General features: G+C 46.1%; 22 protein-coding genes. All 22 read left to right on the top strand.

Translation table 11 applies throughout. The annotated features are described in order from the left end of the window. Positions 1-2 precede the first annotated feature (2 nt). The 22 genes from DW183_RS06965 (at position 3) to DW183_RS06860 (ending at position 24,355) form a co-directional block, all read left to right on the top strand. On the top strand, positions 3-1,946 hold the full coding sequence (locus DW183_RS06965) for an ABC transporter ATP-binding protein (protein ID WP_118281254.1): 1,944 nt from the start codon (positions 3-5) through the stop codon (positions 1,944-1,946). A 110-nt stretch (positions 1,947-2,056) separates the two neighbouring features. Then, positions 2,057-2,686: a redox-sensing transcriptional repressor Rex gene (locus tag DW183_RS06960; protein WP_118281253.1), complete on the top strand. Its 630-nt coding sequence runs from the start codon at positions 2,057-2,059 to the stop codon at positions 2,684-2,686. Positions 2,687-2,707: 21 nt separating this feature from the next. Beyond that, entirely contained in the window at positions 2,708-3,385 is a 678-nt protein-coding gene (locus tag DW183_RS06955; protein WP_118281252.1) for a hypothetical protein, read from the top strand. Then, the gene (locus DW183_RS06950) at positions 3,382-4,875 is read left to right on the top strand and encodes an NAD(P)H-hydrate dehydratase (protein WP_118281251.1); all 1,494 of its coding nucleotides are present in this window, start codon (positions 3,382-3,384) and stop codon (positions 4,873-4,875) included. Before DW183_RS06955 ends, DW183_RS06950 begins: the two co-directional genes overlap by 4 nt. A gap of 2 nt (positions 4,876-4,877) precedes the next feature. Next, positions 4,878-6,044 carry an alanine racemase gene (gene alr, locus DW183_RS06945; protein WP_330416335.1) on the top strand — a complete coding sequence of 389 codons (1,167 nt, stop codon included), beginning with the start codon at positions 4,878-4,880 and terminating at the stop codon, positions 6,042-6,044. Between the two features lie 66 nt (positions 6,045-6,110). After that, a complete protein-coding gene (locus DW183_RS06940) occupies positions 6,111-6,458 on the top strand; it encodes a type II toxin-antitoxin system PemK/MazF family toxin (protein ID WP_118281249.1) in 348 nt (115 codons plus the stop codon). 49 nt (positions 6,459-6,507) lie between these two features. Further along, positions 6,508-7,806, top strand: coding sequence for a hemolysin family protein (locus DW183_RS06935; RefSeq protein ID WP_118281248.1), 1,299 nt, complete (start codon positions 6,508-6,510; stop codon positions 7,804-7,806). A gap of 53 nt (positions 7,807-7,859) precedes the next feature. Then, positions 7,860-8,588 carry a YebC/PmpR family DNA-binding transcriptional regulator gene (locus DW183_RS06930; RefSeq protein ID WP_118281247.1) on the top strand — a complete coding sequence of 243 codons (729 nt, stop codon included), beginning with the start codon at positions 7,860-7,862 and terminating at the stop codon, positions 8,586-8,588. A gap of 27 nt (positions 8,589-8,615) precedes the next feature. After that, positions 8,616-10,070: a glycogen synthase GlgA gene (gene glgA, locus DW183_RS06925; RefSeq protein ID WP_118281246.1), complete on the top strand. Its 1,455-nt coding sequence runs from the start codon at positions 8,616-8,618 to the stop codon at positions 10,068-10,070. Positions 10,071-10,165: 95 nt separating this feature from the next. Further along, entirely contained in the window at positions 10,166-10,828 is a 663-nt protein-coding gene (locus DW183_RS06920; protein WP_118281245.1) for a ClpP family protease, read from the top strand. 82 nt (positions 10,829-10,910) lie between these two features. Beyond that, the gene (locus tag DW183_RS06915; protein ID WP_118281244.1) at positions 10,911-11,783 is read left to right on the top strand and encodes an undecaprenyl-diphosphate phosphatase; all 873 of its coding nucleotides are present in this window, start codon (positions 10,911-10,913) and stop codon (positions 11,781-11,783) included. 26 nt (positions 11,784-11,809) lie between these two features. Further along, positions 11,810-14,656: an FtsK/SpoIIIE family DNA translocase gene (locus tag DW183_RS06910; protein ID WP_118281243.1), complete on the top strand. Its 2,847-nt coding sequence runs from the start codon at positions 11,810-11,812 to the stop codon at positions 14,654-14,656. 53 nt (positions 14,657-14,709) lie between these two features. Beyond that, positions 14,710-16,380, top strand: a complete 1,671-nt coding sequence (locus DW183_RS06905) for a formate--tetrahydrofolate ligase (RefSeq protein WP_118281242.1) — start codon at positions 14,710-14,712, stop codon at positions 16,378-16,380. 26 nt (positions 16,381-16,406) lie between these two features. Continuing rightward, on the top strand, positions 16,407-17,252 hold the full coding sequence (gene folD, locus DW183_RS06900) for a bifunctional methylenetetrahydrofolate dehydrogenase/methenyltetrahydrofolate cyclohydrolase FolD (protein ID WP_118281241.1): 846 nt from the start codon (positions 16,407-16,409) through the stop codon (positions 17,250-17,252). 9 nt (positions 17,253-17,261) lie between these two features. Further along, complete coding sequence (locus DW183_RS06895; protein WP_118281240.1) at positions 17,262-18,455, top strand: chitobiase/beta-hexosaminidase C-terminal domain-containing protein; 1,194 nt, start codon at positions 17,262-17,264, stop codon at positions 18,453-18,455. Between the two features lie 73 nt (positions 18,456-18,528). Next, a complete protein-coding gene (rlmH, locus tag DW183_RS06890) occupies positions 18,529-19,008 on the top strand; it encodes a 23S rRNA (pseudouridine(1915)-N(3))-methyltransferase RlmH (protein WP_118281239.1) in 480 nt (159 codons plus the stop codon). A gap of 48 nt (positions 19,009-19,056) precedes the next feature. After that, a complete protein-coding gene (locus DW183_RS06885) occupies positions 19,057-19,347 on the top strand; it encodes a YabP/YqfC family sporulation protein (protein WP_118281238.1) in 291 nt (96 codons plus the stop codon). Beyond that, on the top strand, positions 19,344-20,579 hold the full coding sequence (locus DW183_RS06880) for a sporulation protein YqfD (protein ID WP_118281237.1): 1,236 nt from the start codon (positions 19,344-19,346) through the stop codon (positions 20,577-20,579). Before DW183_RS06885 ends, DW183_RS06880 begins: the two co-directional genes overlap by 4 nt. Further along, the gene (locus tag DW183_RS06875; RefSeq protein ID WP_118281236.1) at positions 20,572-21,594 is read left to right on the top strand and encodes a PhoH family protein; all 1,023 of its coding nucleotides are present in this window, start codon (positions 20,572-20,574) and stop codon (positions 21,592-21,594) included. The genes DW183_RS06880 and DW183_RS06875 overlap by 8 nt, the downstream gene beginning before the upstream one ends. Then, on the top strand, positions 21,569-22,768 hold the full coding sequence (locus DW183_RS06870; RefSeq protein ID WP_118281235.1) for a hypothetical protein: 1,200 nt from the start codon (positions 21,569-21,571) through the stop codon (positions 22,766-22,768). The genes DW183_RS06875 and DW183_RS06870 overlap by 26 nt, the downstream gene beginning before the upstream one ends. Beyond that, positions 22,765-23,268: an rRNA maturation RNase YbeY gene (gene ybeY / locus DW183_RS06865; RefSeq protein ID WP_118281234.1), complete on the top strand. Its 504-nt coding sequence runs from the start codon at positions 22,765-22,767 to the stop codon at positions 23,266-23,268. Before DW183_RS06870 ends, ybeY begins: the two co-directional genes overlap by 4 nt. Then, entirely contained in the window at positions 23,261-24,355 is a 1,095-nt protein-coding gene (locus DW183_RS06860) for a DUF3048 domain-containing protein (RefSeq protein ID WP_118281233.1), read from the top strand. Before ybeY ends, DW183_RS06860 begins: the two co-directional genes overlap by 8 nt. Positions 24,356-24,368 lie beyond the last annotated feature (13 nt).

Raw genomic sequence — 24,368 nt, 5'->3', positions numbered from 1 at the left:
CCATGATTTTATCCTGCCAGAATCTTTCGAAATCTTTCGGAAGTGATGACATCATAAAGAATGTCTCTTTTCAGATCAATGAAGGAGACAAGGTAGCCATTGTCGGAAATAATGGTGCAGGAAAATCAACACTGCTAAAGATGATAACGGGTGAGTTGGATACCGATGCAGGAACGGTTGTTTTTGCCAAGGATACCACCATCGGTTATCTGGCGCAGTATCAGAATATGGAAGGAAATGAGACGGTCTATCAGACCGTCTATTCTTCGCGTACAGATATTTTGGAAATGCAGAAAAACCTGCAAAAAATGGAAGAACAGATGACAAAACTGACAGATGATGCCTTAGATGCACTGCTTGTCCGCTATCATGAGATGCATGATGTTTTTGATCATATGAACGGTTATGCGTATGAATCGGAAGTACAGGGCGTGCTTCGTGGACTTGGTTTTTCCGAAGAGGATTTTTCAAAGACGATGGATATGCTTTCCGGTGGACAAAAAACCCGTGTATCTCTCGGAAGACTCCTTGTTTTGAAACCGGACATCCTGCTTTTAGATGAGCCGATCAACCATTTGGATCTGAATTCTATTGAGTGGTTAGAGAACTTCCTTATGAATTATAAGGGAACCGTTGTTATTGTAGCACATGATCGTTATTTTCTGGATCGTATCGTTACAAAGGTTATTGATATCAGCATGCATACTGCACATGTTTACAAAGGGAATTATTCTGCCTTTGCCATGCAAAAAGAAGAGATCCGTAAGACCATGATGCGTGAATATGAAAAACAGCAGGCATCCATTGCCCATCAGCAGGAAGTCATTGATAAGTTAAAACAGTTTAACCGTGAAAAATCCATCAAACGTGCAGAGAGCCGTCAGAAAGCCCTCGATAAAATGGATGTTATGGAAAAACCGATCGATGCGCAGGAACATATGAAATTGTCCTTGCAACCAGATGTGACAAGCGGCAATGATGTACTGGAACTGATCGGACTTTCAAAATCCTATGATGGCATGCCGCTCTTTTCTAACGTAGATTTCCTTTTGCAAAGAGGTGAGCACGTTGCCATCCTTGGTGATAACGGTACAGGAAAGACAACATTGCTTAAGATCATCAATGAGATTGTGACCGCAGATTCCGGCTCTTTCCGGCTCGGCGCAAATGTTACGATTGGTTATTACGATCAGGAACAACAGGTTTTGGATGATGACAAAACACTCTTTGAAGAAATGAGCGATGCCTATCCAAACTTAAACAATACAAAGATTCGCAATGTGCTTGCGGCATTCATGTTTTTAGGGGATGACTGCTACAAGAGGATCGGCGATCTGAGCGGTGGAGAGCGTGGACGTATCTCCCTTGCCAAACTCATGTTGTCCGGTGCCAACTTTTTGATCTTAGATGAGCCGACTAACCATTTGGATATGGAGTCCAAGGAGATCCTGGAAAATGCCATCAATGCCTATGAGGGAACGGTGCTTTATGTGTCACATGACCGTTATTTTGTCAACCAGACTGCAGACAAGATTTTAGAACTTGAAAACCATCAGTTCAGCGTATATCTGGGTAATTATGATTATTTCATCCAAAAGAAAACAGAGCGTATGGCACAGGAAAAAGCAGTACAAGACGCAAAGCGTGGTGATACAGAATCGATTTCCGGACAATCTGAAGGAAAGACGGATTGGAAGCAGCAAAAGAAGATCCAGAGCGAAAAGCGCAAGGTAGAAAATCGTCTGGCAGAGGTGGAAGACCGCATTGCCGCCTGCGAAGAAGACCTGCGTCAGATCGAGGAAGAATTTGCCAAGGACGATGTGGCGACAAATTCGGCAAAGCTTAATGAATTATCACAAAAACAGGAAAAGTTACAGGAAGAATTGGATGCCCTCTATGAAAGTTGGGAAGAATTGTCGGAGACACTGACAAATGATTTCGCATAGGATAGGCGGATTCTGTTAAAAATTTGACATATATATTTAAAATATTTATAATTTTTATATAAATATGATATATATGTCATCATTGACAGTGGAAGTAGGGGGAATTTAACGTGGAAAAGGAAATATCCCAGGCAGTCATTCGTCGTATGCCAAGATATTACAGATATTTAGGAGAATTGCTTGATGCAGGAGTGGAGCGCATTTCGTCCAACGAACTCAGCAGTTGTATGCATGTGACGGCATCCCAGATCCGGCAGGATCTCAACAATTTTGGTGGTTTCGGTCAGCAGGGCTATGGCTATAATGTTCAGTACTTATATGATGAAATCGGCAAGATCTTAGGATTGAATGAGACACACAATGTGATCGTGATCGGTATCGGTAACTTGGGGCAGGCAATCGCCAATTATGTTAAGTTTGAAAAATTAGGTTTCAAGATCGTCGGTCTGTTTGATGTCAATCCGGCATTGAAGGGGAAAGAGGTAAGAGATATCCCAATCCGTATGTTGGAGGAATTACCAGAATTTGTAAAGACAACACGTGTGGATATTGCGGCACTGACCCTGCCAAAGCAGAATGCAGAAGCGACCGCGGCACAGTTATCTTCCCTGGGCGTACATGCCATCTGGAATTTTGCCCATGTCGATCTGGATGATGTGGAGGATATGGTCGTAGAGAATGTGCATCTGTCCGATAGTCTGATGCAGCTTTCTTACAATATTGCCAACCACAAAAAATAGTTTTCAAAAGAAGGTGAGCGTATGGAACGACAGGCGTTTACAGAAGCACTGGCGAAAACAAAAATACCCATTCTGGTCTTGGACCAGAAATGGCACCGGCTTTTTGCCTTAGATGGCAAGCCCAAAGAGGTGCAGGAACTGGAAAGCCAGTTGAAGGAGATCTTGGAGCGGCAGGGACGCCTGACGCAGGAGTTAAAGGATTTAAAGAAGGTCAAGTCATCCCTTATGCAGAATATCGTAGAGCATATGGACGCAGAGGAGGACAAGGAGACGCACAGCCGGCAGATGGACGAGAACAAACGGCTGATCGAGGAAGTCAAGGAAAAGATCGCAGCCAACGAGGATGCCCTTTTGGAGATCCCAAAGGAGATACAGACCTGCAATGACGCGCTGATGATGGAGACCATGACCTTTTGTTATGATCGTCTGCGCACCAATTGCAAAGAAGCCGAGGAGATTGCGGAATGGATCAAAAAGGTCCGGGTAGAATTAAAAAAGAACATCATCCGCAAACAGAATCGGGAGATCAACAATAAAGAAATCTATGCATATATGCATGATATATTTGGAAAAGATATCATCAATCTTTTTGATGTGCAAAATGATGATGTGGATCTGATCACAGGAGAGGATCGCCCGTCCGGTGATACGACCCAGGACAAACAGTTATCAAAAGATGTACAAAAAGGAGACGTATGAAATATATTTTAAACAGTCGCGAAATGAAACAATGCGATAGCCGCACGATCGAGCATTATGGTCTGCCTTCCATGGTGCTGATGGAGAGAGCCGCGTTATCGGTTGTTTCATTTTTGCATGAAAGAGATTTGTGGCAAAAGAAGATCGTCATACTATGTGGAAGTGGCAACAATGGTGGGGATGGACTCGCCATTGCAAGGCTTTTATACTTAGAGGGGGGTCAGGTGTCGGTATGCCTGGTGGGCGATTTTTCCAAGGCTTCGCCGGAAAACATGGCGCAGCAAAAGATCTGTCGGCAGTATGGCATGGACTTGTCTAGTTCTACGGATACACTTGCAGACGCCCAGGTGATTGTGGATGCCCTGTTTGGTATCGGACTTTCCAGAGAATTGGGCGGTGACTATCCTGCACTTTTGCAAGAGGTCAATGCCATGGATGCCTACCGGCTGGCGGTGGATATACCATCCGGTGTATCTGCGGATGACGGACAGATCATGGGGCAGGCATTTTTGGCGGATGCGACCATAACCTTTGCTTTTGCCAAGGTCGGACAGATGCTTTATCCGGGGAAAAAATACTGTGGTGAATTGATCGTATCTGCAATCGGAATCGAATCATGCAGTCTGGCAGATCAGGTTCTTCCTTGTAAGAGTCTGGAAAAAGAAGATCTAAAACAACTACCGCAGGCAAGCTCGGATGATCACAAGGGAAGCCGGGGAAAGGTGCTTGTGATCGCAGGCAGTGAGGATATGGCAGGCGCGGCTTATCTTGCATCGAAAAGTGCTCTGACGAGTGGTGCCGGCATGGTCAAGGTCTATACACCAAGATGCAATCGTGACATCATTTTGACACGATTCCCGGAAGCCATTCTTGTTACCTATGATAAATGGAATGAAAAGCAGTTGTTGGAAGAACTTGCTTGGGCGGATGCCATAGCCATAGGACCGGGGCTTGGAAAGTCTAATCTGGCGGAGAACCTGGTCCGCACGACTTTAGAAAATGCTGCAGTGCCGATGGTGGTGGATGCGGATGCGTTGGGGATTCTGGCAGAACATTTACAGTGGCTGAAAAAGCCGCATACAGAGACCGTCATCACTCCGCATCTGGGTGAAATGGCACGCCTGATGGGCAGTCCGCTTATGTATGTGACTGACCATAAATTATCCATAGCACAGGATTTTGCAAGAGATTATCAGGTCATTTGTGCACTTAAGGATGCGGCTACGATCGTATCCGTGCCTTATGCCACGACTTATATCAATGCGAGCGGCTGCAGCGGTATGGCGACAGCCGGCAGTGGTGATGTCTTGACCGGTGTGATCGCAGGATTGATCGCGCAGGGCTTAAGACCGGAAGATGCGGCATCACTGGGCGTTTACCTGCATGGACTTGCGGGAGAGGAAGCCGCAAGGACAGAGGCTAATCTTTGCATGCAGGCAGGTGACATCATAAAAGGAATAAAAACGATCTATCAGAAAGAAGGAAGATGACAGTGGAAATAGAAAAAAGGCGTGTTTACGCCATCGTAGATTTTGATGCCTTAGATCAAAATGTGCAGGCAATGGAAGAAAAACTGCCGCAGGACGTCGGCATGATGGCTGTTATCAAGACCAATGCCTACGGGCATGGTGCTAAGGCAATTGCTAAGCATTTAGAGGACAATGACCGCATCAGCGGTTATGCGGTTGCAACGGCAGAAGAAGCCTTGGAACTGCGAAAAGCAGGCATTGGGAAGATGATTCTGATTTTAGGCTATGTCTTTGAAAAAGATTATGAAGATCTGATTCTGCAGGATATCCGTTTTGGGATTTACCGCAAGGATGTGGCGCAAGCCTTGGATGCGGCAGCGGAAAAATGTCATAAAAAGGCACTGATCCACATCAAGATCGATACCGGTATGCACAGGATCGGCTATCCGGTCTGTCAGGAATCGGTAGAAGAGATCAAAGAGATTGCAGGGCTCAAACATCTTTGCCTGGAAGGTATCTTTACCCATTTTGCCAGAGCGGATGAAGCGGATAAATCTTATGCAAAAAAGGCATATAGCTTATTCAAGGATATGATAGGAGCGCTGCAAAAAGAGGACATTACGTTTCCGATATGCCATTGCTGCAACAGTGCCGCTATCTTAGAACTGCCGGGCTATCATGAAAATATGGTGCGTGCAGGCATTACTTTATACGGTCTGTGGCCGTCAGAGGAGATGGATCATGCCTTTCCTTTGCATCCGATTTTATCTCTTTACAGTCATATCGTACACATCAAGACCCTTCCGGCGGGAAGTGCGATCAGTTATGGCGGCACCTATGTCACTGAAAGAGAAAGCCGGATCGCGACGATCCCGGTAGGATATGGCGACGGCTATCCTCGTTCTTTATCCAGCAAGGGCTATGTGCTTGTGCGCGGCAAGCCTGCACCGATCGTGGGCAGGGTCTGCATGGATCAGATGATGGTGGATGTAACGGATATCCCGGATGCAGAGTATCTGGACCGCGTGACCTTGATCGGTCAGGATGGGAACGCAGTCATTTCTATGGAGACACTGGGAGAAATGTCCGGGCGTTTTAACTATGAACTGGCATGTGATCTGGGAGACCGCATTCCACGTTTTTATCAGAAGGACGGCGCATGCGTTGACGAAATGAATTATTTTGCATAATCTAATATGAATAGCTTTTGAAATTGTGGAAATACTATTTATAAATTCAATTTTGGAGAGTGTAGTATGACAATTAAAAGAGGCGATATTTATTATGCAGACTTGCGACCGGTCGTCGGCTCGGAACAAGGCGGGATCCGACCGGTACTGATTATTCAAAATGATGTCGGAAATATCCATTCTCCGACCGTGATCTGTGCAGCGATCACATCACAGTTGCACAAGGCAAAATTGCCGACACACGTTTCATTGGATAGTGGTAAATATGATCTGGTCAAGGATTCGGTCGTACTGTTGGAGCAGCTTCGCACCATCGATAAGACCAGACTTAAGGATAAGATATGTCATCTGGATAATCAGGTTTTATTTGAGATTGATAAAGCATTAGAGATCAGTCTGGAATTGCTTACATAGCAGTTTCAAAGATTTTCACATAAGAAAGGAAATGAGGGAATAGAATACCATGGATGAAGGAGTCAGGTGTTTGATCTGCATGATCGTATTTTGCCTATGTGCTATCATGCAGATCATCATTAGTAGTTTTAAGATCGCGATCGATCATATCAACGACAGTGATCTGGAGGAGTTACAAAAAGGGGATCCTGCCAAGGCAGGGTGCTTAGAGCGTTATCACAGTGATGATCATTTGCTGGTCATCAGCAGTTCCTTTTTGCGGATTTTTTCCGGGATCGGCATTGTAGCAAGTTCTTTTTACCTGCTTTACAATGGACTGTCGGACATTGCAGAAAATACATGGGAAAGGGTCTTATTTGCAATTCTTGTGTATGTGGTCTTTGTCGTATTATATGCGGTTTTCTTTTTTGGAACTCTTTATCGTATCAGTTCCAAAAAGCATTGTAAGATCGCACTGCGCTATCTGGGAGCCTATGAGACCTTGCGAAAAGTTTTTCGACCTCTGATCCTTTTGTATGATCTTCTCAGCAAGAAGATCAGCGGTCTTTTTGGGGTAGATCCCAAGGAGGAAGTGGATGATGTCACGGAAGATGAGATCATTTCCATTGTCAATGAGGGACATGAGCATGGGGTGCTGTTAGCCAGTGAAGCCGCCATGATACATAACATCTTTGAATTCGGCGACAAGGACGCCAAGGATATCATGGTCCACCGCAGGCAGATCATTGCCCTGGATGGCGAAATGACCTTTGGCGAGGCGCTTACCTTTATGCAGGATGCACCTTTTTCCCGTTATCCGGTCTATTTGAACGATCTGGATAATATCATCGGTCTTTTACATATTAAGGATGCACTAGTCTTTGCCAAAGACCATAAGACTTACGGGCAGAAACTGCGGGATTTTGACAAACTGCTGCACTCACCGGAATTTGTGCCGGAGACCCACAGTTTAAATACCTTATTTGCCAAGATGCAGTCCAAGAAAAAGCACATGATGATCGTGGTGGATGAGTATGGGCAGACCAGCGGTATTATTTCTATGGAGGATATCTTAGAGGAGATCGTGGGCAATATCCAGGACGAACACGACAAGGAGGAAGCGTCCATCGAACAGGTCGCACCGAATTTTTACCGCATGGATGGCGGCACTTCCCTAGAAGAAGCGGCAGAGGTTCTGGGGATTACCTTCCCGGAGGACTACGAGACCTTAAATGGATTCTTGATCTCCCATATTGACAAGATCCCGGAGGAACATGAGACTTTTGAAGTGCAATACAAGGGCTACCGATTCAAAGTGCTGGATGTAGAAGGAAAAATGATCCAGCAGGTACAGGTGTTTGCCATATAAAACAAAAAATGATACACTGGATAAGAATACTTTAGAAAAGAGGATATAATTTTATGTCAGGACATTCAAAATTTGCTAACATTAAGCATAAGAAAGAGAAAAATGATGCTGCAAAGGGTAAGGTATTTACCATTATCGGACGTGAGATCGCAGTAGCGGTCAAGGAAGGCGGACCGGATCCTGACAATAACAGCAGACTTCGTGATGTTATTGCCAAGGCAAAGGCCAACAATATGCCAAACGATACCATTGAAAGAGGTATCAAGAAAGCTGCCGGTGATGCAAATGCAGTCAATTATGAATCGGTTACATATGAAGGCTATGGACCAAACGGTACAGCCATCATCGTTGATGCTTTGACCGATAACAAGAACCGTACCGCTGCCAATGTGCGCAGCGCTTTCACCAAGGGCAAGGGCAGTCTTGGAACCCAGGGCTGTGTATCTTACATGTTTGATAAAAAGGGACAGATCATCATTGACAAGGAAGAGTGTGATCTGGATGCAGATGATCTGATGATGATGGCACTGGATGCAGGTGCAGAGGATTTCACAGAGGAAGAAGATTCCTTCATCGTGCTGACAGATCCGGATGATTTTTCTGTTGTCCGTGAAGCATTGGAGCAGGAGAAGATCGCTATGGCAGATGCACAGGTGACCATGATCCCGCAGACCTATGTAGAACTTACAGATGAGCAGGATCTTTACAACATCAACAAGATCTTATCTTTGCTGGATGAAGATGATGACGTTCAAGAAGTATATCATAACTGGGACGAGTAGTATTTTGATTCATTAGGAGGGGTTACTATGAAGAAAGTACTTTTTGCGGCAAGCGAGTGTGTGCCATTTGTCAAGACCGGGGGATTGGCTGACGTGGTAGGAGCCTTGCCAAAAGAATTTGACAGATCAGAATGGGATATCCGTGTGGTCCTGCCGGACTATACCTGTATCCCGCCACAATACCGTGATTCCTTTCAGTATGTGTGTCATTTCCAGATGGGGATGGGATCTTATATCGGCGAGCGCTATGTAGGCGTCATGCAGTATGAGTATCAGGGAATCACATACTATTTTATCGATAATCTGGAGTACTTTGAGTGCTTTTATCCTTATGGGGATACGCGCTACGATATCGAGAAATTTATTTTCTTTGACAAGGCAGTACTTTCCATGTTACCGCTCATTGACTTTCAGCCGGATATCATCCACTGCCATGATTGGCAGACAGGATTGATCCCTGTTTATTTAAAGACAGAATTTGCCGGTAATCCTTTCTTCTGGGGCATGAAGTCAGTCATGACTATACATAACCTCAAGTTCCAGGGTGTCTGGGATATCGAGACCATTCAGGGGATCTCCGGTCTGCCGATGGAACTCTTTACACCGGACAAATTGGAGTTCAAAAAGGGTGCCAATATGTTAAAGGGCGGTCTGGTCTATGCAGACTATATTACGACCGTCAGTGATACCTATGCAGGGGAGATCCAGACCCCTTATTATGGCGAGGGCTTGGACGGACTTCTGTCAGCCAGACATTTTGACATGCGCGGTATCGTCAATGGTATTGACTATGCTATGTATGATCCGGCAAAGGATGATTTGATCTTCAAAAATTACAGTGCATCCAATTTTAGAACAAACAAAAAGGTCAACAAGGAGAAGTTACAGGAGTTGCTTGGGCTTGTCGTAGACAAGAAAAAGTACATGATCGGGCTGATCTCACGTCTGACAGACCAAAAGGGACTGGATCTGGTCAATTACTGTATCGAGCGTCTGGTGGATGACAACACCCAACTGGTCGTAATCGGTACCGGCGAAGCCCAGTACGAGAATATGTTCCGTCACTTTGCATGGAAATACCCGGATCGAATATCCGCAAACATCTGTTATTCCGAGGATCTGGCTCACAAGTTATACGCAGCGGCAGATGCCTTTTTGATGCCGTCGCGCTTTGAACCGTGTGGTCTGACCCAGTTGATCTCTTTCCGCTATGGTACCGTGCCGATCGTGCGCGAGACAGGCGGCTTAAAGGATACGGTCATCCCTTACAATGAATATGAGCATACCGGGGATGGTTTCTCCTTTGCCAATTATAATGGGGATGAACTTTTGAACACTGTCAATTATTCCAAGTATGTTTTCTTTGAAAAGAAGGCAGAGTGGAACAAGATGGTAGACCGTGGCATGCAAAAAGATTATTCATGGAAAAACTCTAAAGCCAATTATGAGGGACTTTACTCCTATCTGATGGGCGAGTCGTAATAGATACAAAAAGATGCGTCAGTTCTTAGGAACGGGCGCTTTTTGTATTTTTTCATATTCTTTGATGCACACTAAAAAGAAAAAGGAAGATTAAAATGGATAGTGTGAAGGAATATGGACAGGAAGTCATTACAACAGAAAAGGGACACAGGATCGGAATTGTGACCATCATAGGCGAGATCGAAGGACACACGCTTCTGGCTGCAAATGCTAAGACAACTAAATATGAACATATGATACCGCTTCTGATCGGCATGGAAAATGATGCCTCTGTAGACGGCATTCTTTTTGTCTTAAATACCATTGGCGGGGATGTGGAGTGCGGTCTGGCGATGGCAGAATTGATTGCTGCCATACAAAAGCCAACGATCTCTCTTGTGATCGGCGGCAGCCATTCCATCGGCATCCCACTGGCAGTCGCAACGGATTGTTCTTTTATCGTGCCGTCCGCGACTATGCTGGCACATCCGGTACGGATGAGTGGAACCGTACTGGGAGCACCCCAGACCTATTATCAATTCAACCAGATGCAGGAGCGGATCATTGGTTTTATCTGTAGGCATGCGGCGATCAAAAAGACACGTCTGGAAGAACTCATGCTTGCTAAAGATACCATGGCCAAGGATCTGGGAACTATTCTGGTAGGCGAAGAAGCAGTCAATGAAGGTTTGATCTCTCATGTGGGCAGTCTGGGGGATGCCATGCTGACCTTGGAAAGAATGATAGCAGGCAAAAAGACGGTGCAAAAAGGCGTGTAATCTGTAGAAAAGTAATAATGACAGCTTCTGGAAAATATGGTAATATTAAAAAGTTGGTAAAATCACATATATGGAGGTCATTATGTCATTATTGCAATCTATTTTCATGGGGCTGATTCAAGGATTAACGGAGTTCCTGCCGGTCAGCAGTTCCGGGCATCTTGCACTTTTTAAGGCATTATTTCATGTGCAGACAGATACCGGGATTATGTTTGACGTTTTACTGCATTTAGGGACTCTGGTTGCTATTTTTGCTGTTTACTATAAAGATATCTGGGAGTTGATCTGTGAGGGCGTATCTATTGTGATCGACTTTCTTGCCAATGTTGGCATCGCGATCGGCAATCTTTCTTCTTCCAGGAAAAAGAAGTACCGCAAGATGGTGGATACACCGTATCGCCGCTTTGTTATGTTGATCATTGTCTCGACTATCCCTACCGGTATCATGGGTGTTCTGGGACAGAACCTGATCGAAGCAGCATCTGCGACGGTATTGGTTCCGGGCATCTGTCTGATCATCACAAGTATTTTGCTCTTTATTTCCGATCGTGTGAAAACCGGTAAAAAGACCGAAGAAAACGCAAGTTATGGCAATGCGGTTGTGATCGGCGTATGTCAGGGCTTTGCTACACTTCCGGGCTTATCCCGCTCAGGAACAACGATCACGGCATGTCTTTTGAGCGGCTTCGATCGCACTTTCGCAGTAAAATACTCCTTTATCATGTCCATTCCGGCAGTGCTTGGGGCAGCCGTTTTGGAACTGAAGGATTTGAGTCTTGCAACAACAGCATCTTCTGAGATCGTCAATTATGTTGTCGGTATGGTGGTTGCCGCTGTCGTAGGATATATTTGTATCAAGACCATGCTTCTTGTTGTCCGCAAGAAGAAATTTACCATCTTTTCTGTATATTGCATGATCGTTGGTGTGATTGCAGTGATCGTAGGATGTATGTGATTATAAGATTAGGGGATTCGTAAATTATGGCTAATAAAACGACAAGTGCAAAACGGAATACGACCAAGACTTCCGCAAGCAAAAAGTCTACAGCCACAAAGAAACAGACGACGAAAAAGGGGACAAAACCGAAAACAACTGCCAAAAATGTCACAGTCGAGGCGGAAGTGGTCGATGTTGCAAAGGCAGAAGCCATCAAAGAGATCTTTTTGTGGATCTTCCTTGCGGTCTGTGTTCTCTTGTTTTTGAGTAATCTGGGGATCGGTGGGATCGTAGGTAATGCTGTCAGTAGTTTCTTCTTTGGCATTTTCGGCTTGGTTGCCTATCTGTTTCCCATCCTGCTTCTGGTGGCTACTTTCTTTGGCATTTCCAATCAGGGAAACCGGATCGCCACGATCAAACTGATCGCCGGTGGCGTGCTTACGGTTTTTCTTAGTGTTTTGGTGGAATTGTTTGCCCACGGGGATGCTCCTTATGCAGCCATGCGTGCTTTTTACTATGGACGAGAGAGCAAGGCTGGCGGCGGGCTTTTGGGAGGAATGATTGCATCCGGGCTGGTGGAAGGTTTTGGGCTGATCAGTGCTTATGTGCTTACCTTTGTCATCATGATCGTTTGCCTGATTCTCATTACGGAACGCTCTTTGCTACAGCAGGCAGGCAGTCGCAGACGTAGAAAGAAAAGACGCTATGCAGATCCAAATGAAGACCGCGAGGCAAGACTGGCAAGGATCCGGGCCGATAAGAAACGGCAGGCGGCTGCCGGTCAGGTAGATGAAAACGCGCCGCGCAGAGATCGGAAGATCTCAGGTGTGGCATTTGATACCAAGATGGAACCGGAGATCCAGGCGGTGCAGGCATCCTCGGATGAGGTGGAACAGGTACATATGGCACCGCAAAAGGATGTCGAGGTTAAGAATGTTAAGCGTGTGCCTTTATCTTCCAAGTGCACCGGATCTGCGTCTGTCATTGGGCTGGATGAGGAAAAGCCGGTAGAAACTGTTAAGGCAGAATCGGTACGTCCAAGCCGACGCATTAAGTTATCGACCCCACCTGTCGCCAATGTGACCACGGAAGCGCCTAAGGCAGAAAATGATCCGGTAAGACCGACTTCTCCGGTACAGCCACAAAGGCAGGCAGTTATGCCTTCTACGCCGGAATTTGTCAGGGCTGAGGAAAAGGAGACGGCAGCACCCACAGCGGCTGAGGCTGTGGCACCCCCGGAAAAACGTCCACGCAAGACAGCGGCAAGCATGCAGGAGACCCGAAAGAGTGCAGATCAGGTGGCAGATGAGATCGCCAAGAGCAAGCAGGAGACAAAGCCGGCGGCAGCCTATAAATTTCCAACCCTGTCACTTTTGAAAAAGAAGGCGGCGAGCGGAAACGGAAATTCCAAGGCAGAATTGGAAGCCACGGCAGACAAACTGGAACAGACCCTCCGCAATTTTGGCATCAATGTAGAGGTGACAGATGTCACCTGTGGACCGACGGTTACCCGTTATGAGTTGCAGCCGGAAGTGGGTGTACGCGTCAACCGTATCACCAATCTGGCAGACGACATCAAGTTGAATCTGGCGGTTACGGATATCCGTATCGAAGCGCCGATCCCGGGAAAGGCAGCCGTTGGTATCGAAGTGCCAAACAAAAATAAAGTCATGGTATCCTTTGAGGAAATGGCTTCCTCCGCAGAATTTAAAAAGGCAGAGTCCAAGGTGACTTTCTGTGCAGGGCGGGATATTGCGGGCAATGTCATTACGGCAAATATTGCCAAGATGCCCCACCTTTTGATCGCCGGTACGACAGGTTCCGGTAAATCCGTCTGCATCAATACGATCATCATGAGTATCTTATATAAGGCAAGACCGGACGAGGTCAAGTTTATCATGATCGATCCAAAGGTCGTTGAACTTAGTATTTACAATGGCATACCCCATCTGTTGATCCCGGTCGTTACCGATCCCAAAAAGGCGGCTGGGGCATTGCACTGGGCGGTTACGGAAATGGATGACCGCTATCAGAAATTTGCGGATGCCAGTGTGCGTGACATCAAATCTTACAATAAAAAACTGGAAGAACATAATTATCAGTTACCGATCAATTCCAATGGAGAATTGGGTACCTTTGAAAAGATGCCGGAAATGGTCGTGATCGTAGACGAGTTGGCAGACCTTATGATGGTTGCCGCCAAGGAAGTCGAGGAATCCATCTGTCGTCTGGCACAAAAGGCCAGAGCCGCCGGTATTTATTTGATCTTAGCAACCCAGCGACCATCTGTTGATGTCGTGACCGGTCTGATCAAGGCGAATATGCCGTCCCGTATCGCATTTGCGGTCAACAGTGGTGTGGATTCCAGAACCATTCTGGATATGTTCGGGGCTGAAAAACTCTTAGGAAACGGAGATATGCTTTATTATCCACAGGGCTATACCAAGCCGCTGCGTGTGCAGGGTGCCTTTGTCTCAGATGAGGAAGTGCAGGATGTAGTCGACTATATCAAGGGTAACAATGAAGAGGCTTCCTATGATGAAAATGTGACCAAGCATATTGAGTCCGGCGCGGACGGCAGTGATGGTGCTACCGCTATCGGAGGCGGCAGTGGTTTTGAAGATACGAGGGATTCCTATTTCGCAGAGGCAGGTCGTCTGATCGTATCCAAGGAAAAGGGCTCCATCGGCATGTTACAGCGCAACTTCAAGATCGGCTTTAACAGAGCAGCCCGCATTATGGATCAGTTGGAGGAGGCCGGAGTCGTGGGACCGGAAATGGGAACCAAACCTAGAACGGTACATATGACACCGACCCAGTTTGAGCAATTCTTAAATCCATCAGCAGTTTCAGCGGTGGAAGAGGAATATCCGGTCAGCGATGACTTTTAGGATAGAGGTTACTAGAGACCAGACAACATTTTACTTATGTAAGGAGAGAGAACATGAAAACAGACATCCAAATAGCACAGGAAGCGACCATGCTTCCGATCACCGAGATTGCAGAACAGGTAGGACTTACGCCAGATGACTTGGAAATGTATGGAAAATACAAGGCTAAGTTGTCAGATGAGTGTATGGAGCGCTTGGCAAAGGAAGAAGATGGCAAACTGGTACTTGTCACTGCAATCAATCCGACACCGGCAGGCGAGGGAAAGACGACGACCAGTGTAGGCCTTGGACAGGCTTTTGCAAAGTTAGGAAAAAAGGCAGTCCTTGCACTTCGTGAGCCTTCCTTAGGACCTTGCTTTGGTATCAAAGGTGGTGCTGCGGGCGGTGGCTATGCCCAGGTCGTTCCTATGGAAGATCTCAATCTGCATTTCACCGGAGATTTTCATGCGATTACTTCTGCAAATAACCTGCTGGCAGCCCTTTTAGACAATCATATCCAGCAGGGAAACGAACTTGGCATTGATCCAAGACAGATCAAATGGAAACGCTGTCTGGACATGAATGACCGAGTGCTCCGTAATATTGTCGTTGGCTTGGGCAGCAAGATGGACGGTATGGTAAGAGAGGATCATTTTGTCATTACCGTTGCATCTGAGATCATGGCGATCCTTTGTCTGTCAGATGATATGGCAGACTTAAAGAGAAGACTCGGCCGCATTATCGTGGCTTACAACTTTAAGGGAGAACCGGTTACGGCAGCAGACCTGCAGGCAGTCGGTTCCATGGCAGCCCTGCTAAAGGATGCTTTGAAGCCAAATATGATCCAGACTTTAGAGCATACACCGGCACTGGTGCATGGTGGTCCGTTTGCCAATATCGCACATGGATGCAACAGTGTGCGCGCGACAAAGATGGCACTGAAAATGGGAGATATCTGTGTGACAGAGGCAGGTTTTGGTGCTGATCTGGGCGCAGAGAAGTTCTTTGACATCAAGTCCCGCATGGCAGGTTTACACCCGGATGCCGTTGTTCTGGTAGCAACGATCCGTGCCCTCAAATACAATGGCGGCGTGGCAAAGGATGCCTTGTCAGAGGAAAATATGGATGCTTTGAAAAAGGGCATTGTCAATTTGGAAAAGCATATTGAAAACTTACAGAAATTTGATGTGCCGGTCGTAGTGACCCTCAATTCCTTTATTACAGATACCGAGGAGGAGACAGCCTTTGTCCGTGACTTCTGTGAGAAACGCGGCTGTGCCTTCGCTTTATCCGAAGTATGGGAAAAAGGCGGTCAGGGCGGCGTTGCCTTGGCAGAGACCATTTTGGATGTCCTAGATCATAAGGAAAGTCATTTCGCACCGATCTATCCGTCTGAAATGTCATTAAAGGACAAGATCGCTACGATCGCCAAGGAGATCTATGGTGCCGCAGATGTTTCTTATGCACCGGCTGCGGAAAAAGAACTGGCTCATATTACGGAACTAGGGATGGGAGATTTCCCTGTCTGTATGGCAAAGACCCAGTATTCCCTTTCTGATGATGCAAAGAAACTGGGAAGACCGGAAGGCTTTACCTTGAATGTAAGAGAAGTCTATGCAAGTGCCGGTGCAGGCTTTGTGGTGGTTGTTACAGGAGCCATCATGACTATGCCGGGCTTGCCAAAGAAGCCGGCAGCATTTGGAATTGATGTTTCAGATGACGGTGTGATCACCGGATTATTTTAAAAAAGACTGGAAAGCGAGAAGATACAATGGCAGAAATCATTGATGGAAAGAAGATTTCACAGGAGATCAAGGACGAGTTAAAGGAAAAAGTAGCCGCTATGCATGCGCAGGGGCAGGAAGTGACCTTAGCAGTGGTTCTGGTAGGACAGGATCCGGCATCCTGCGTTTATGTGCGCAATAAGAAAAGAGCCTGTGAGTACATCGGCATCCGCTCTTTGTCCTATGAACTGGCAGAGGATACCAGCGAAGAAGAGGTGCTGGCGCTCATTGACAAATTAAATGGCGACAAGGATGTAAATGGTATTTTGGTACAACTGCCGCTCCCGAAACATATGGACGAGGACAAGATCACCAGAGCCATTGATCCGCTTAAGGATGTCGATGGTTTTCATCCGCAGAATGTCGGTGCACTTTCCATCGGTCTGCCGGGCTTTGTATCCTGCACACCGGCAGGCATTATCCAGTTGTTAAAGCGCAGTCATATTGACATGGAAGGCAAGCATTGTGTGATCGTAGGACGCAGCAATATCGTTGGAAAACCGATGGCACTTTTGATGCTGCGCGAAAATGCTACGGTCACTGTGACCCATTCCAAGACCAAAGATCTTGCTTCTGTGACCAGACAGGCAGATATCCTGATCGTTGCGATCGGCAAGAAGCAGTTTATTACGGCAGACTATGTCAAAGAGGGAGTCGTTGTCATTGATGTTGGTATGCATCGGGATGAGAACAACCATTTGTGTGGGGATGTGGCATATGATGAGGTAGCATCGCATTGTTCCGCCATTACACCGGTTCCGGGGGGTGTTGGACCGATGACGATCGCTATGCTCATGCATAATTGTCTGGAATCCGTTGATCTGCAAAAATAGGAGATTGCTATGAAATGTAGTAAATGTGGAGCCGAGATTGATGCCGGCAGTGTTTTTTGTAAAAAATGTGGGGAACCGGTGCAGATGGTGCCGGACTACAATATCTTAGAGGATGATTTTCTGATATCCCTTCTGGAAGAAGAAAAATCAGCCGGAAAAACGGAAGAAAATCAGCCGGAGACAGCTGGACAAAATGTCCAGTCGGATAAGAAGACTTCCGCCGGTGGCAAGAGTGCTTCTACCGCTAAAAAGGCAGTAGAAGAAAATCCGGAAAAGAAAAAGGGCTTTGCGGGGCTTTGGGCAAATAAGAAGGCAAGAGCTGGTTTGATCGGTGGGATCATTGCCCTGTGTCTTGTGCTGGTCTTTTTGACCGTTTATATGACATCTTACGACCATTATGTCGCCAAGGGCAAGACTTTGGATACAAAAGAGGATTATACAGGTGCTTTGGTCTATTACAATCGTGCCATAGAAAAGAACGATACCAAGACAAAGGCGAAGATACTTGCAGCCAATGACTATATCAAGTTGGAAGAATATGATACAGCGGAAAGTTTATTATTAGAGGTGATCGCTCAAGATGATGATAACGTTTCTGCCTACAAATCGCTGATCGTTCTATATCTGACCACAGGCGATTATGATAAGTTGACCAATTTACAGACACAGGCTTCCAGCCAGAAACTACTGGATCTCTTTAATGACAACCTCTTGTCCGCACCGGTCTTTTCCGTAGACGGAGGAAAATATGATGATGATGTCACCATCGAACTTTCCTGCAAGACAGGCAAGATCTATTATACCTTAGATGGCAGTGATCCGACTGAGGGCGGCATTCTTTATACGGAAGCCTTTACTTTAGAGGAGGGCACGACGACGGTCAAGGCGGTATGTGAAAATGACGACAAGACCAGTCAGGTAGTTGAAAAGAATTATAAGATCACCTATGCTGACCCGGATTATCCGGTTGTCACCCCATCCGGCGGCAGTTTCACGACGCCAACGACGATCACTGTGGAAGTGCCGGAAGGTGCAAGTGTCTATTATACCTGGGACGGTACGACACCGACACAGGCTTCTGCCAAGTACACAGGACCGATCGAGATGATGGAGGGCAACAATATCTTATCTCTGATCCTTGTAGATAAGCATGGCAAGACCAGTGACGTTTTAGAGTGTAATTACAAATATATACCACAATAGTAAGAAAGAAGCATTAAGACCGCAGGAATTTCCTGTGGCTTTAATGCTTTGCTTATATGGAGGAAATTAAGGTATGAATATTACCATCTTGTGTGTCGGACAGATCAAGGAAAAATATTTTCGTGATGCGATCGCAGAATACCAAAAGCGTCTGAGCCGCTACTGCAAATTGCAGATGATCGAAGTTGCCGATGAAAAGACCAAGGAAAATGCATCCGAGGCGGAAAACGATCTGATCCGCAAAAAGGAAGGTGAGCGTCTGCTCAAACACATCAAAGACAGCGATTATTGTATCACCTTAGAAATCGATGGAAGGATGCTGACATCGGAAGGCTTATCCAAGGAAATCGACCGTCTGGGACTGGCGGGTAAGTCCAGTCTGGTCTTTGTGATCGGTGGTTCGATCGGTTTGGATACCGCTGTTTTAAAACGCAGTGACTATGCCTTGAGTTTTTCAAAGATGACCTTTCCACATCAGTTGATGCGGGTCATTCTTTTGGAGCAGATCTACCGGTCTTACCGCATTATGCGTGGCGAGCCATATCACAAGTAAAAAGACCTTTTGAGGCATATGTTTCTGGCATGACTCATATACTGCATTATGATGAAAAATGATAAGAGGACGATCGGCAATCTTTTAGAGCGGGAGGAACCGCTGGAAAATCCTTTGATGATCGGTATGATCCAATTGACCCTTCTGGGAAACCGCAGCGCCTTGATCGAAAATTACAAGGGTCTGATCGAGTATCATGACAAACTGATCATTGTGCAGTCCAAGGAGGAGGAAGTCAGCATTTTGGGAGATCATCTGCGGATCTGCTATTATACCAGGACCGAGATGCAGATTGCCGGAAACATTGAAAAAATAGAGGTAAAGGAAAAGAATCATTGATCTTATTTCGTTTTCTTAAAGGCTATGTGTGCGTAGCATTTACAGGAGATGATCTTCCCCGTCTGATCAGAATATGTATTAGCCGGGGGATTTTTTTATGGGATGTAAAGAGTCAGGATCCTTATCATATGCAGGCTATGCTCTACGGAAACGATGTCTGGAAATTGCATGACATACTGCATAAGACCAAATCTAGGGTGCGGATACAAAAGAAGATCGGTCTGCCCTTTTCTTTGCACAGATACCGTCACAAGGCTGGCTATGTCCTGGGCATCTTCGCCATGCTTGCCCTTCTTTTTTATGTCTCAGGTTATATCTGGATGATCCGGGTGTCGGGCAATTCCTTTGTGACGGAGGAAATGCTGGAATCCTATCTGAGCCGGAAAGGACAGGGAATCGGCAGCAAAAAGAAAGACATGGATTGCGAGATTCTGGAAAAAGAAATCCTTGCAGATTTTCCGGAGGTCATCTGGGTATCGGTTTCCATGGAAGGTTCCTCCTTACAGATCGCTATGAAAGAAAAGATGGCGGCAGCCGAAGAAGCGCAGACGGAAGAAAAAAGCGGCATGGACCTGCTTGCACCATGCGATGGTAAGGTCACGTCTCTTTATGTACGCGATGGAACGGCGGCAGTGGAAAAGGGAAGCGATGTCAAAAAGGGGGATGTCCTGATCTATGGCTGGATCGCCATCACCAACGATGCCGGAGACCAGACTTTGGCATATGCTCCCAAAAATGCGGACGGGGATGTTTTGATCGAGGGCGTCTATGCCTTTTCCTTTGCGGAAGAAATGACCTATCAGAAAAGGATCGAGATGGGGCAGCGTAGGGAATACCTTGTCTTTGGCACCAATGGTTCTTATTTTAATGTCGTTCCCTATATGTTGGGAAAAACACAGCATACGACCTTAAGAGAGATCCATCCGATCTCTCTGGGAGGCGTTTGGGATCTTCCAATCTATTGCAACTATTTGACAGAAAAATCCTATAAATTGCAGAAAACGTCACATAGTAAAAAAGAAATGCAGGAAATCATGCAAATACATCTTGACGACTTGCAAAAAAACTTTGAGGAAAAAGGTATTCAAATAATGGATAAAAATGTTATTATGGAATACAGTAATGATTTGTGCACCATGCACGGAGAATTGCTTTTGCAATCTCCGGCGACCGAAAAGAAACAAACGGACCTGCCGGAAATATCCGATATAAAGGAAAGCATTTATGAGTGAAAAAGAATGTATTCTTGATATACCAGTAGAACATCTGGAGAATATCTTTGGGCAGTTTGATGCCAATATTAAACTGATCGAACAGACACTTTCGGTTACCTTTATCGCACGCGACGACCGCTTAAAGGTAATCGGAGAGGAAGACAAGATCAAAAGTGCAGCTGATATCATGCAGCGTCTTTATGCACTTTCAAAAAAGGGAGAGACGATCACCAAGCAGGAAGTCAATTATCTGCTGGGACTGACCGAACAGAAACTGCCGACCAAGGCGGTGGAAGATCTGGCAGACGACTGTATCTGTCATACGACCTCCGGTAAGCCGATCAAGCCCAAGACGATCGGACAAAAAGCCTATGTGGATGCGATCCGGGATCAGATGATCACTTTTGGTATCGGTCCGGCAGGTACCGGTAAGACATATCTTGCCATGGCAATGGCGATCACGGCCTTTCAGCGGGAAGAAGTCAGCCGTATCATCCTGACACGACCGGCGATCGAAGCCGGAGAGAAACTTGGCTTTTTGCCGGGGGATATGCAGAGCAAGGTAGATCCTTATCTGCGTCCTTTGTATGATGCCCTTTATCAGATCATGGGGGCAGAGAGTTTTGCACGCAATATGGAAAAAGGTCTGATTGAGGTGGCACCGCTTGCCTATATGCGAGGCAGGACTCTGGATAATGCCTTTATCATCCTAGACGAGGCACAGAATACGACACCGGCGCAGATGAAGATGTTTCTGACCCGTATCGGTTTTGGATCCAAGGCGGTCATTACGGGAGATGCGACACAAAAGGATCTTCCGGCAAGTGCCAGATCCGGTCTGGATGTGGCTGTGGATGTCCTTAGCAGTGTAGATGAGATCAGTATCTGTAAATTGAGCGGTGCGGATGTTGTCCGACATCCTCTGGTACAAAAGATCGTACACGCATACGAGGTCTACGAGAAGAAAGAAGATACGAAAAACAAAAAGAAAAAGGTTGGAAAGACACATGGAAAAGACCGTGGAAGAAAATAATATTTCCAGCAAAAGACTGACATACTGTCTGGGTATGGGACTTCTTTTCCTGGCGGGGCAGGTCTTACTTTGCCTAGGACAAGAGATCCTTTTGGATCAACTTTTATGCCTTGTAACTTTAGACATCAGTTTCTTTCTGATCTTTATGCTTGCCCTGATGAAGCACCGTTTATTAGGAGAACTTCCCCAGAAGCAGTCCGCTTCTTATCAAAAGGTATTTTTATCGGTCTTGCCGGCGTGGGCAGTCCTGCTTGCAGGATCCTTTTGTCCGCATTTTTTTACACCGGTCTTGCTGATCGGCATACTTTTGTTTCCGGCAATGGATGATGTGCTTGCCTTAGGACTTGGACTTTATATGGTCTTACTCTTAGGTATCACACAAAGTCTCAGCCTGTATGAGATCGTCTGCTATAGCCTTTTGGTCATCTGTGGTATTTTATTGACCCCTTATTTGCAGGGCAGGGAAAAGACGTCGTTTTTTGGCATTCATTTGCTTTATTTTGTTCTGGGATTTTTACTGCCGATCGTATTTTATTATCTTTCCCATCACACACTGGGGATCCGACAGGTCTTGTGGGGATTGGGGGATGGCATAGCCTACGCTTTTGTAGTTCTTGCCCTGGTTCCCTGGCTTCTACAAAAAAATCAGACAGAACTGGAAGGATCATATCGGCTTTTTTTGGAAGATACCTATCCGCTGGTCATGGATATCCGACGGTTTTCTATGGCAGAATACAATCACGGCAGGCGGGTTTCGCGTTTAGCGGGGATCTGCGCGGGTGAGATCGGTGCAGATGCACCCTGTGCTATGATGGCAGGATTTTATTACCGACTGGGCAAGATGGAAGGCGAGCCGGAGATTGACAATGCACTGCGGCTGGCAAACAACCATTGTTTTCCGACTGATGTCATGGCGGTCATGGAGGAATACGGGGGTATTTTGCGCCTGCCACAGACACCGGAATCGGCGATCGTGCACATGGTAGATGCTCTGGTGACCAAGATCGAACTTTTGGATCAGGATACTATGTCTAGCACATGGAACCAAGATATGGTAATATATCAGACGTTGAATGAATTATCGCAAAAGGGGATCTATGACGAGTCGGGGATCAGCATCAATCAGTTTTTGAAGATCCGTGAGAAATTAGTCCGGGAGGATTCTTTGTTATGACATTATTATTAGAAGAAGAGGTGGATATCCCATTTTCCTTTGACTACCGCAAGGTGGCAGAGGATGTCATTGATAAGGCTTTGGAAGTGGAAGAATTTCCATACGAAGTCGAGGTGAGCCTGGTACTTACCGATGACGCGGCGATCCATGAATTAAACCAGCAATTCCGGGAAATGGACCGGTCTACGGATGTATTGTCTTTTCCTATGATGGATTATCCGGCACCGGGAGACTTTTCTTTGCTTGATCTGTCGGCAACATCAGAAAATGATGAACTGATCTTAGGAGATATTGTGATCTCTGTAGATCATGTTTTGGCGCAGGCAAAAGAATACGGACATTCCCGGAAGAGGGAATATGCTTTTTTGATCGCACACAGTATGCTGCATCTGATGGGCTATGATCATATGACCCCGGATGAGGCAACCCTTATGGAAGAAAAACAGTCTTATATCTTAGATTTATTACATATTACGAGGGAGGAAGAAAAGAATGTCTAAGAAAGCATTGATCGGCATTATCTGTGCCGTTGTAGTGGCGCTCGCAGGAGGCACTGCTGCATTTGTTGTCACCCATCAGAAAAAAGATGATGGGCAGACCAAAGAGGTCGTTGAAAAAGAGGAAGAAGTCAACCATGACGGACAGGTCAAATCTTATCTGACCGGAGAATGGGTAGATCAGTCGATCGGCCGCAGTCGTGCCGTTGCCGTCATGACAGAGAATACCAAAGCGGCTCTGCCACAGTATGGTATCAATTCTGCCGGTGTTTTGTATGAGGCTCCGGTTGAAGGCTCGATCACCAGAATGATGGCGATCTACGAAGATTATGCCGATCTGACACAGATGGGAAATGTGCGTAGTTGTCGTCCGTATTATGCCCAGTTTGCTGCAGAGTTTGATGCCATTTATGTGCATTTCGGACAGAGCGTACAGGGCGAGCAACTGCTTGCTACCGGTATCGTGGATAATCTGAGCGGCTTGGACGGATCTTTGGGAGATACATTCTACCGTACCAGCGAACATGCTGCACCACACAACGCATATACGAGTGCAGAGGGTATCGCCAGCGGTATTGCAAAGAAGGGATACGACACACAGTATGATGCATCTTATGACGGACACTATATCTTTGCAGAGGATGACAGTCCAAATACCTTATCCGCAGGCACAGACTGTGTGGTTGTAAAGCCGTATTATTTCTACAACCATCCGTATTTTATTTACAATAAGGATAGCCAGACCTATGCCAGATACCAGTTTGGCGCTGAGCAGATCGACGCTGTGGACGGTAAGCAGGTAGAGGTTTCGAATATTATTTTCCAGAATGTCAATAATAGTATCTATGAGGGAACCCAGTACTTAAATATTACCGTTTCCGGTTCCGGAGAAGGTAAGTTCTTTACACAGGGTAAGATGATCGACATCACATGGCGCAAGGGCGATGACGGTATCACACATTACTATGACAACGACGGCAATGAGATCGTTTTAAATCAGGGTAAGACATGGGTATGCATCATCCAGAGTCAGTATGCAGATGACTCCGCATTCTATGCGACCGAAGAGGAATTCTCATCAGCACAGTAAGAGTTAAGAGGTA

It is taken from the genome of Roseburia sp. AM16-25 (assembly GCF_003473825.1).
Taxonomy (GTDB): domain Bacteria; phylum Bacillota; class Clostridia; order Lachnospirales; family Lachnospiraceae; genus Pararoseburia; species Pararoseburia lenta.
This window is presented reverse-complemented; position numbering and strand designations above follow the sequence as displayed.